The organism is Streptomyces sp. SID5910 (assembly GCF_009862125.1).
Taxonomy (GTDB): domain Bacteria; phylum Actinomycetota; class Actinomycetes; order Streptomycetales; family Streptomycetaceae; genus Streptomyces.
Window position 1 is genome coordinate 1 of sequence record NZ_WWHX01000588.1, and the last position, 9,884, is coordinate 9,884.

9 protein-coding genes and 1 tRNA gene are annotated in these 9,884 nt (G+C 68.6%); 2 read left to right on the forward strand and 8 right to left on the reverse strand.

Annotation, left to right across the window (positions count from 1 at the left end):
- The 3 genes from GTW67_RS20570 to GTW67_RS20580 form a co-directional block, all read right to left on the reverse strand.
- Positions 1–566: helix-turn-helix domain-containing protein (locus GTW67_RS20570; protein WP_161166276.1), on the reverse strand; the 566-nt coding region annotated here is incomplete at its 3' end.
- A 301-nt stretch (positions 567–867) separates the two neighbouring features.
- On the reverse strand, positions 868–2,664 hold the full coding sequence (locus GTW67_RS20575) for a DEAD/DEAH box helicase family protein (RefSeq protein WP_161166277.1): 1,797 nt from the start codon (positions 2,662–2,664) through the stop codon (positions 868–870).
- A gap of 150 nt (positions 2,665–2,814) precedes the next feature.
- Positions 2,815–4,272 carry an MFS transporter gene (locus tag GTW67_RS20580; protein WP_161166278.1) on the reverse strand — a complete coding sequence of 486 codons (1,458 nt, stop codon included), beginning with the start codon at positions 4,270–4,272 and terminating at the stop codon, positions 2,815–2,817.
- Between the two features lie 219 nt (positions 4,273–4,491).
- On the opposite strand from GTW67_RS20580, the gene GTW67_RS20585 reads away from it, so the two are divergent.
- Positions 4,492–4,563, forward strand: a tRNA-Cys gene (locus tag GTW67_RS20585).
- Positions 4,564–4,642: 79 nt separating this feature from the next.
- Here GTW67_RS20585 and GTW67_RS20590 read toward each other — a convergent pair.
- Both GTW67_RS20590 and GTW67_RS20595 read right to left on the reverse strand, forming a co-directional pair.
- Positions 4,643–5,266 (reverse strand): hypothetical protein, encoded by a 624-nt coding sequence (locus tag GTW67_RS20590; protein WP_346010701.1) that lies wholly within the window; start codon positions 5,264–5,266, stop codon positions 4,643–4,645.
- Positions 5,267–5,337: 71 nt separating this feature from the next.
- On the reverse strand, positions 5,338–6,540 hold the full coding sequence (locus tag GTW67_RS20595; RefSeq protein WP_161166279.1) for a helix-turn-helix domain-containing protein: 1,203 nt from the start codon (positions 6,538–6,540) through the stop codon (positions 5,338–5,340).
- Between the two features lie 81 nt (positions 6,541–6,621).
- Between GTW67_RS20595 and GTW67_RS20600 the strand changes: the two genes are divergently transcribed.
- Entirely contained in the window at positions 6,622–7,290 is a 669-nt protein-coding gene (locus GTW67_RS20600) for an HAD hydrolase-like protein (protein ID WP_161166280.1), read from the forward strand.
- 236 nt (positions 7,291–7,526) lie between these two features.
- On the opposite strand, the gene GTW67_RS20605 is transcribed toward GTW67_RS20600, so the two are convergent.
- The 3 genes from GTW67_RS20605 to GTW67_RS20615 all read right to left on the reverse strand — a co-directional run.
- Entirely contained in the window at positions 7,527–8,063 is a 537-nt protein-coding gene (locus GTW67_RS20605; RefSeq protein WP_161166281.1) for a hypothetical protein, read from the reverse strand.
- A 27-nt stretch (positions 8,064–8,090) separates the two neighbouring features.
- Positions 8,091–9,005 (reverse strand): hypothetical protein, encoded by a 915-nt coding sequence (locus GTW67_RS20610; protein WP_161166282.1) that lies wholly within the window; start codon positions 9,003–9,005, stop codon positions 8,091–8,093.
- 590 nt (positions 9,006–9,595) lie between these two features.
- Positions 9,596–9,884 (reverse strand): SUKH-4 family immunity protein (locus GTW67_RS20615; RefSeq protein ID WP_202437476.1); only part of this gene is annotated, 289 nt, incomplete at its 5' end.

Below are 9,884 nucleotides of genomic sequence, written 5' to 3' on the forward strand. Positions count from 1 at the left end.
ACCCCCACGCTGCCCTCCACCCCCGTCACCCCGAGCAACGGCGCCGCCGCCCCGCACGCCCCCGCCTCCAGCTCCCCGTGCGTCAGCGTGTACCCCGGCCCAGGCTCCGCCACCGCGACCTTCTGCCGCGCCGACAGGATCGCCTTCCCCGCCGCCCCCCGCTCCAGCGGATGCCGGAACCCGGCCCGATAGGCCACGTGGTAGTCCGTCCAGGTCGGCTCCACCACGGCCACCGCGAGCGCCTCCGCGCCGTCCACCAGTGTCAGATGGGCCGTCGCCCCGATGTCCTCGGCCAGCGACCGCAGCGCCGGCATCGCAGCCTCGCGCACCAGCGGGTGCACCTGGCGGCCCAGCCCCAGCACCCCCAGCCCGACCCGGGCACGACCGCCCAGGTCACGGCGTACGAGCGCGTGCTGCTCCAGCGTGGCGAGCAACCGGTACACGACGGTCCGGTTGACGCCCAGTTTGTGGGACAGCTCGGTGACGGTCAGCCCGTGGTCCGTATCGGCCAGCAGCTTGAGGACCCGCAGTCCCCGGTCGAGCGTCTGAGAGGTCTCCGCGGTCACGACGCCCACTCCTTAGTGGTGAGGCGGCGGCCCCCTCGCGGCGGATGCGTCACCGAGTCCCGTCAGTGACGCGCTTCAGAGGCCGCCGATCGGCTGACGGCCCGGCCTTGTGCCCGGGCCCAGTCGCTTCACGGCTGCGCTCCGCGGCGGCGCTGCCACGGGGCGTGTGCGTAGCGGGACAGTAGCGAGCCGGTCCGCTCAGCGGAAGGCTCCGTCCAGAATCCGGTCAACAACCGGCGGGGACTGACAGTGTTTGTCCCCATACGTACAGCACACGCCGTGGTTCGCTCACCTCGCCGGGTCACTTCATGCGCGTCGCCCACTCCTGCACCTTGGCGATGCGCTGGCGCAGCTGTCCCGCGGTGGCCTCGGCGCTGGGCGGCCCGCCGCACACGCGGCGCAGCTCGGTGTGGATCACACCGTGCGGCTTGCCGCTCTGGTGGACGTAGGCGCCGACCAGGCTGTTGAGCTGCTTGCGCAGCTCCATCATCTCCTTGTGCGAGACGACCGGGCGCCGTTCGGCGGGCAGTTCGAGCAGGTCGGCCTCGTCGTCGGGCTTCTTGCGGCTGTGCGCGATCTGCCGGGCCTGCCGCTTCTGGAGCAGCAGCTGCACCTGGTCGGGCTCCAGCAGCCCGGGGATGCCGAGGTAGTCCTGCTCCTCCTCGCTGCCCGGGTGGGCCTGCATGCCGAACTCGGCGCCGTTGTACATGACCCGGTCGAAGGTGGCCTCCGACTCCAGGGCCTCGAAGGAGAACTGCTCCTGCTCGCCGGTGTCCTCGTCCTGCTCCCGGTTCGCCTCGTCCATCTCCTTCTCGGACTCGGCGTACGGGTCCTCCTCACCCTCCTTCTTGGGCTTGTCGAGGACGTGGTCGCGCTCGCGCTCCATCTCGTTGGCGAAGGTGAGCAGGTCGGGCACGGTCGGCAGGAAGACGGAGGCGGTCTCGCCGCGCCGCCGGGACCGTACGAAACGGCCGACGGCCTGGGCGAAGAAGAGGGGGGTGGAGATGGTCGTGGCGTAGACGCCGACGGCGAGGCGCGGCACGTCGACGCCCTCGGACACCATGCGGACGGCGACCATCCACCGGTCGGTGCTCTGGCTGAACGCGTCGATGTTCTTCGAGGCGCCGGTGTCGTCGGAGAGCACGACGGTGGCCTTGTCGCCGGTGATCTCGCGGATCAGCTTGGCGTAGGCGCGGGCGGAGTCCTGGTCGGCGGCGATGACGAGGGCACCGGCGTCCGGGATGGCCTTCCTGACCTCGGTGAGCCGCTGGTCGGCGGCGCGCAGCACGGCCGGCATCCACTCGCCGCGCGGGTCGAGCGCGGTGCGCCAGGCCTGGCTGACGGCGTCCTTGGTCATCGGCTCGCCGAGCCGGGCGGCGATCTCGTCGCCTGCCTTGGTGCGCCAGCGCATGTTGCCGCTGTAGCTCATGAAGATGACGGGACGCACGACGCCGTCGCCGAGCGCGGAGCCGTACCCGTAGGTGTAGTCGGCGGCGGAGCGGCGGATGCCGTCGTTGCCCTCCTCGTACGCGACGAAGGGGATCGGGTTGGTGTCCGAGCGGAACGGCGTACCGGTGAGCGCGAGCCGCCGCGTGGCCGGCTCGAACGCCTCCAGGCAGGCCTCGCCCCAGGACTTGGAGTCACCGGCGTGGTGGATCTCGTCGAGGATCACGAGGGTCTTGCGCTGCTCGACGCGGTTGCGGTGCAGCATGGGCCGGACGCCCACACCGGCGTAGGTGATGGCGATGCCCTGGTACTCGCGGCTGAGCGGGCCCGCGCTGTACTCCGGGTCCAGCTTGATCCCTATCCGGGCCGCGGCCTCCGCCCACTGCTTCTTCAGGTGCTCGGTCGGCGCGACCACGGTGACCTGCTGGACGACGTGGTGGTGCAGCAGCCAGGACGCCAGCGTCAGCGCGAACGTCGTCTTGCCGGCGCCGGGCGTCGCGACGGCCAGGAAGTCCCGGGGCTGCTCCTGGAGGTACTTCTCCATCGCCCCCTGCTGCCAGGCCCGCAGCTTGCCGGCGGTGCCCCACGGGGCACGGCCGGGGAAGGCCGGGGAGAGGTGGTGCGAGGTGCTGGAGCTGGCGGTGGTAGTCACGGTCTCCGAAGGGGGTAGAACGGCTCGGCCACGTATGACAACCGGGCCACCCTACCGGCGCCCCGGGTCGACCGACGGCCGCACCGGTCCGTGCCACCCCCGGGTGGGACGGACGTCACAGCCGCCCCGCCGGCCCCGGCCGCCCCCGGTTCACCGCTCCCGCAGCCGCGTGGTCACCCACGCCCCGACCAGCGCCACGCCCGCCATCGGCAGGAACACCGCCGCGAACGCCGTCGGGTGGGAGCCGGTGGCCTCGGTCGCCGCGTGGCTGACCGTGCCGCCGCCGAGGGCGGCGAAGGCGGCTCCGCCGATGGCGAGCAGGATCACGTTGGACAGGCCGTCGGAGATCTGGAGGGCGGCCGAGTTGGTGCCGGCCTCCTCGGGGGCGGAGAGCTGGAGCAGGAGGACGCTGGTGGAGGAGATCACCAGGCCCATGCCGAGGCAGCCGAAGCCCCAGGCAACGGCCACCGTCCAGGCGGGCACGGCGTCGATCAGCACGCTCGGGGCGGTGGCGATGGCCGCCGCGACCAGCACCATCCCCAGCGTCATCAGGCGGTCCCGGTACGGCTCCATGCGGGAGCGGGCCTGGAGCCAGGAGCCCGCCGCCCAGGTCGCGCCGCCCGCCGCCAGCGAGAGCCCGGCGAGCGTCGGGCTGAGTCCCCGCTGGGTGACCAGCATCAGCGGCACGAAGGACTCGGCGGCGATGAAGGACCCGGCGGCGACGCCCCGCAGCAGGACCACGGAGGGCAGGCCGCGCGCCGCCCGGTAGGTGCCGCGGGGCAGCAGTCCGAGGACGGCCGGGACCAGCAGCGCCACGCCCGCCGCGCCGGGCAGCAGCGAGATCCAGCGCAGGTCCTGGGCGGCGTACTGGAGGAGTCCCGCGCCCAGGGAGATGCCGAGGGCGAGGCGGATGCGGCGCCGGTCGAAGGAGGCCGGCGCGTCCCCGCCGCCGACCGGCCCCGCGGCCCGGGCCCGTATCTGGGGCAGCGCGAGCGCCAGCGGGAAGACGACCAGGACCGGGATACCGACGAAGACCCAGCGCCATCCGAGGTGCTCGGTCACCGCGCCCGACGCCAGCGGTCCGACGACGGACGGCACGACCCAGCCCGCCGCGAACGCCGCCATGATCGCGGGCCGCAGCCGCTCCGGATAGGCCCTTCCGACGACGACGTACAGCGCGACGATCACCAGCCCGCCGCCGAGCCCCTGCACGGCCCGCCCGAGGATGAACAGCCACATCGCCCCGGCCGTCCCGGACAGCAGCAGCCCGGCGGCGAAGGCGGCGATCCCACCGGTCAGCGGCGCGAGCGGGCCCCGCCGGTCCGACCACTGCCCGGAGAGCACCATCCCGAACAGACTCGTCGTGAAGTACCCCGAGAACGCGAACGCGTACAACGACACCCCGTCCAGCTCCCGCGCCGCGACCGGCATCGCCGTACCGACCGCCGTCGCCTCGAAGGCGATCAGCACGACGACGGAGACGATACCGACGCTCAGCGCCCGGTAGGCGCTGCTCAGCACGGTGTCGACGGGGCCGGCGAACTCGGCGGCCGGGCCGGGTCCGGCGGGCTCCGCGACGTCGGTGTCGCGCGGGTCAGGGACGGTCATGGAGGCCAGCGTAAGGGCCACAGGACCACTTGACCCCTGTCGGAAGACGGGCCGGAACCGGGACCTTGGTCGTACGACCGCCCGCGACGCCCGACCCGTTCATGAACGCCGTATGGCAGTCGCGTTGCACACCTTCCCGATCCCTTGAGCCCCTATGCCTCCCAGCCATACGGTCAAGCCACCGAGTTCGACACGGACCCCGCGAGGACTCCAGAACACGGCCGTGTGCCCGAGTGGCCCAGGGGCTCGCCTGCAAAGCGAGTTACACGGGTTCGAATCCCGTCACGGCCTCAACCCGCACAAGGCGAAGGGCGGCACCTCCTCAGAGGCGCCGCCCTTCCCACTGCCCGCCCCAGACGCGGCCAGCCGGTCAGCCCGACTCACACTCGATGCCCTGCTCCTCCAGCTGGTACCGGCCGGCGGCGATGAGCCGGGCGACTGCGAGTGGTGCGCAGAGCGTGGCCGTCGACGGCATGGGCGCCGACCAGTACGAGGCGAACGTGTGCTGGTCGAAGGTGACGAGGTCGACGCGCGGTACGCCCAGGAAGGTGTCCCGGCCGAGACAGTCGACGTCCATCACCCGCCAGTCGTCGGCGGCCTGATGCCACGTGGTGGGCATGCTGGCCGGGACGAGGGCGTAGTACCGGCATCCGCGCGGGTCACAGATGACCGGGCCCCCGCCGAGCGCCTCGTCGAGAAAGGCGTCGACCTCGTCCGACGGTCCGGTCCCGCCGGTGACGGCGAGCACCAGGCGCAGCGGAAGACGCACGGCGGAGAACAGGGTGCCGAGCGGCAGCAGTGCGATCCCGTGCTGCTGCCACTCCTTTCTCGCCCCACTCGGGTCCCTGGCCGTGGACAGCAGCCAGTGCTCGGCAGCCAGTCGCCGGTCCCCGGCAGGGTGCACCAGTACGCCCGGCGCTGACTCGACAGGCTCCAAGGCCCGGTGCTCGCTGGTCATGAGGGCGCCCTCTACAGTCATCGCGGTCTGTCTCACGAACGTGACCGTAGGTAGGCATTCGCTGGTCGACCCGAGCTGTCAGTTCGGGTGGACCACGGGCTCGTGCCTCACACGAGGCCGAGGCGCTGCGCCAGTTGCTCGGCCTGCCGGGCGTGCATTGTCCGGGCTCGCCGGATCACCGTCAGTACCAGGCGCCGGGCCAACGGGTTGCGCGCGAGGTCCTCCGGCGCCATGGCCTCCAACCCGAGCAGGGACAGCAGCACGGCTGCGTCGTCCCGGCGCTGGCTGTGGCAGGCCGCCACTTCGAGACCGAACGTGAACTCGCGCTCCAGCGAGGGCAGGTGGCTGGTGTCGATCGCGTCCGCCGCATGCAGTGCCTCGCACGTCTCGCCGGCCTCCATTTCGATGGACACGGCGTGCAACGCGAGGTTGGTCGGGCCGAACACGGTCCAGCCCACGTTGCTGCTGTCGGGCACCGCGCGGGCTGCGGACGCGGCCTGCGTCGTCAAGCGCTCCCGGGCCTCCCACCATCGGCGTCGGCGGGCAGCAGCCACCACGGCCACGAGCTGGAGAGCACCGCCCATCGCCGTCCGCTCCAGCTCGGGCAGTTGAGCCGTGGCCACCTGCTCGGCCGCGCGCAGAGCGAACTCTTCCGCCTCGGCGGGCTGACCGGACGCAAGCAGCACATGGCCCAAGTTCCACTGGGCGATCGCGATCCGCAGCGGATCGTCGGCGTCCTCAGCAGCGCGCATGGCCCGGTCAGCCGCAAGCGTGGCAAGGTCGACGCGCCCTGTACGACGTAAGTAGGAGCGGAGCAGACAGTAGAGATCGGCTGCCGCTTGCAGGACGGCGCGACGCTCAGCGGCGTCCGTCCCCCCACGAGCGGCGCGCGCGGCATGCTCGACGTCGGCGACCAGGTCCGGCAGCGTCACGGACGCCTGGGTGAACCGGTCGCCGGCGGTCTGCCAGGTACGCCATGCCGTCTCGACCCTGTCTCTCAACTCTGCCGCCGGGACGGGCGGGGCGCTGCGTGCTGGTCCGTAGCCGAGGAGCGCACGGCCGACGGCGGCCTCGGCCGTGTCGGCCGCGTCTGCCTCCGCGAGAGCCTGCTCCGAGAGGAGCGCGGCGATCGGCACACCGAGTTCCTGCGCGAGCGCGTACAGGATCGGCAGGGACGGCACCTTGAGGCCCCGTTCGATCTGGGAGAGGTAGTCCGGCGTGATGCCGATCAGCCCTGCGACCGCGTCCTGACGACGGCCACCGCGGTAGTGGCGGATCCGATCCCCGATCGGAAGGTCTGCTGCAACCATGCGCCATCTCCTCGCTCCGACTCCCGAGCGTATGGTGCCCGCTATGTGGGGACTCCTCGTTCGGGGAGAGAGGAGGCATCCGTGCCGGAGCTGGTGCTGTGGGACATCGACCATACGCTGATGGCGACCAGGGGGCTCGGACGCGAGCTGTGGTCCCAGGCGTTCACCGAAGTGACAGGAACGCGGATGGAGGAGCAGGCGTCGGTCACCGGGTCGACGGAGCGGGTGATCCTGCGGGAGACCGCCCGTCTGCACGGCATCCCGTACAGCGACGCGCTGTTCGCCGCGTTCGCGGACGCGCTCGGCTCCGTGCACGTGCGCCGCGCGGCTGAACTCCTCGAGCGGGGGCACGCGTTGCCCGGCGCCGCGACGGTCCTCGCACGCCTCGCCGAGCGCGGCGTGCGACAGTCGGTGGTGACGGGCAACGTCCGCGCGGCGGCCGAGGTGAAGCTCGCGGTCTTCGGGCTGGACACCCACCTGCTCCTTGGCGAAGGGGCGTACGGCGAGGACGGCGAGGGCCGACCGGAACTGCTACGCAAGGCGCTGGCCCGGGCCGACGTCCGCCCGGCCGCAGCGGTGTTCCTCGGCGACACACCGGCCGACGTCACCGGCGGGCGGGACGCGGGGGTCCGCGTAGTCGCTGTGGCCACCGGCAAGACACCCGCGGGGGAACTTCGGGATGCCGGAGCAGCGACAGTACTTGACGACCTGTCGGACACCACCCACGTCCTGACCACTATCGGAGCATGACGTCCCCAACCCTGGCCTGCCGCCATCTCACCGAGTCAGTCAACCGGCCGTGTACCCGAGTGGTTCAGGGGCTCGCCTGCATAACGAGTTACGTGGTTCCGTCACAGCCGCTACTGCCTGACGTGGCAGAACGAAGGGCGTCACCCCTTAAGAGGTGACGCCCTTTTGGGTCGTCCGCCTGCGCGCCCCGCCTCAGTCGACGTCTTTGAGGAGCAGCCCAGGAAAGTCTTCACTCGCTATTTCTGCTTCATCGGAAGATTGGCGACTTTTTCATGCGCAAACCACAGCCTCTTGAGTGCCATAAGAATCGTAAGCATGAGGTGCAAAAAGAGAAAACTAAGAAGTCCGGTCCATATTGATCCGAGCGCAGAGGTTGTCGAGTGTGTCGCAGCAGCAAGCACCAGTGCGGTAACTAGCACACATCCCACTACGACGGCCCAAGAGAGGTTATAAAAGAGTTCACGAACCTGCTTAACGACTTCATGTTCAGAGTCCAACCCTTCATCCCGCCGAACACGCAAGCTGAGCGTAAAAACGTTCGTCAGCAGCCCGAAGAGAAGTCCTGTGAAGACCCCTATACCACCAATCAACTTCGACACATCCCGAACATGGAAGTGCCCGAGGTGTGTCATCGTCCCGGCAAAAATCGAAAGTACGACAGGGATTCCGATGAATGTCAAGTAGTCGGATACCATCGGACGGTCCTTGCTGGCGTCCCAGTAAGTCCTGAAGTGTGCAGCAACAATCTTGGCGACGCTCCACTTGACACTCATGCACCCTCCGCCCCCCGCAGCCTCAGGTCACGCCTGCCAATCGCCCCGGCTGACCCCCATGAGGTCAAGTGAAGCACCTACCTCTGACAAGACCTCTCGCTGGAAGGTTGCATCGTCAGGTCGCAGGCCGTCCGGAGTTTCGATCTGGTACATGAACCGGGGGTAAATTCTACCCACCACGATAGTACGACTTTTCCCATCTCGTTCGATGCTCAGGTGCACCTCATCCGGATCCGGGATTCCTGTCGCCGTAAAAACTGCAGACGGCGGCAATTCTCGAGAAAACGCTCTCCTGATCCAGTCCTTATTAAGGCGCGTCCCACGGCCACTTTTCGCCTTGTACTCCTGCGTGCGCACTCCAACCGCTCCATCCGAGTCTCGCACACGCACGAGAAAGCTTATCTCCTGCAATTCCGATTCATCGATAAAAGCATTCCATGCGCTAGTACTCTGCAAGGGCTCCCTGTCGATAACAAGGCGGTCCGAGTCGTACTGTTCCCTGAACCAGTCGCTAAGCGGAGTCCAGAGTGACGTGATGGCAGTAGACTGGCCGATTACTTCAGTTGCCCATATGGCAGAATTACCGGAGCGCGGAACAACAAAACACTGCCGCAAGGGGTAGGTCGGCGCATCAGTAGCTCTAATATCAAAGGCATTGTCCCCGGTGTCCGTCGCTACAACAATACCCGGATTGCCGAACTTTCCGGTCTCTACGGTTGACCACAAGACACGCGAATTATCTTCAATTTTCTTCAGCCGAATATAGTGTTCACTCTTTTGGAGAGAAACGCCTTTCGTTCCCAGTTGGTCACTCAAAAATCCTTGGAGGATATCGAACAGGTCATGCCGCCGCGAGTTGAACTCCGCAACAGGGCGCCGCGTGTCCTTTTTCATGAACTGCCGTACCGAAACCTCGTACAGGCAGAACTGGAACGACGGCATCAGGAACCTCCCGGGCGGAGAAGGCGAACCTTCAGGACTTGATTACACATAGTGCCGCATCATGCAGCCATGAGTATAGACGCACGCAGAATTCGGCGAACTAGCCCACCTGGGCCATAGCTCCAAGAACCCGGCGACCGACGGGGCCGACCGTGGTCTCGCTTCCGTCGCGGGTTACTGTCAGGGGCAGGTTTCGTCAGCGACACGCGCTCCCAATCCTCACGCACGCCGGATCGTTACCTCGGTCCAGTCGCCTAGCTGCGCGGCAATTTGGAATGCACGTGGCTACCCTGCTCGGGTTATCAGGCTCCAGGGCCGCCTACAGCAATCCCCCATAGCGCTCCGATCGCAGGGGGTGGTAATCGTAGGCCCTGCCAGCGATGGCCTTGGCGTCGTATCTTTCCGTCCAGGCCTGGTGTACATCGCCCTGACTGAGTCCGCTGGCGTCTCAGTTTCCGTCCAGTCCTCGCCGTGCGTGGGCGTCCCGGGACGCCCGCTCAGCCACGGTCGGCCCGGGCCCGTGCGGGGCTGCACGCCACTGCACGCATCCGGATGTTTCTCTGACCGACGGGGACGAACTTCCAAGCGAGTTACGTGGCTTCGGATCCTGCCACGGCCTCCAGCCGTGTCGCGCGGTGTAGGGCCCAGAGGGTGAGGGCCAGGGCGGGGACGTTCGAGGTGAGGGGGTGGAGGGTGCCGGTCTGGGGTCTCCAGGTGAGGACCGTGCCGGTCGTGCCGTCGAGGATCACGTGGTCCGTGGCCGTCAGGCGGCCCAGGCGTATGAAGCAGTCCGCGCCGGTCGGGAGGTGGTGGTCCGGGTGCTCCTCCGCGTACTCCGTCAGCGTCGGTAGCAGCAGGTCGGTCTCGTCGCGGTGGAAA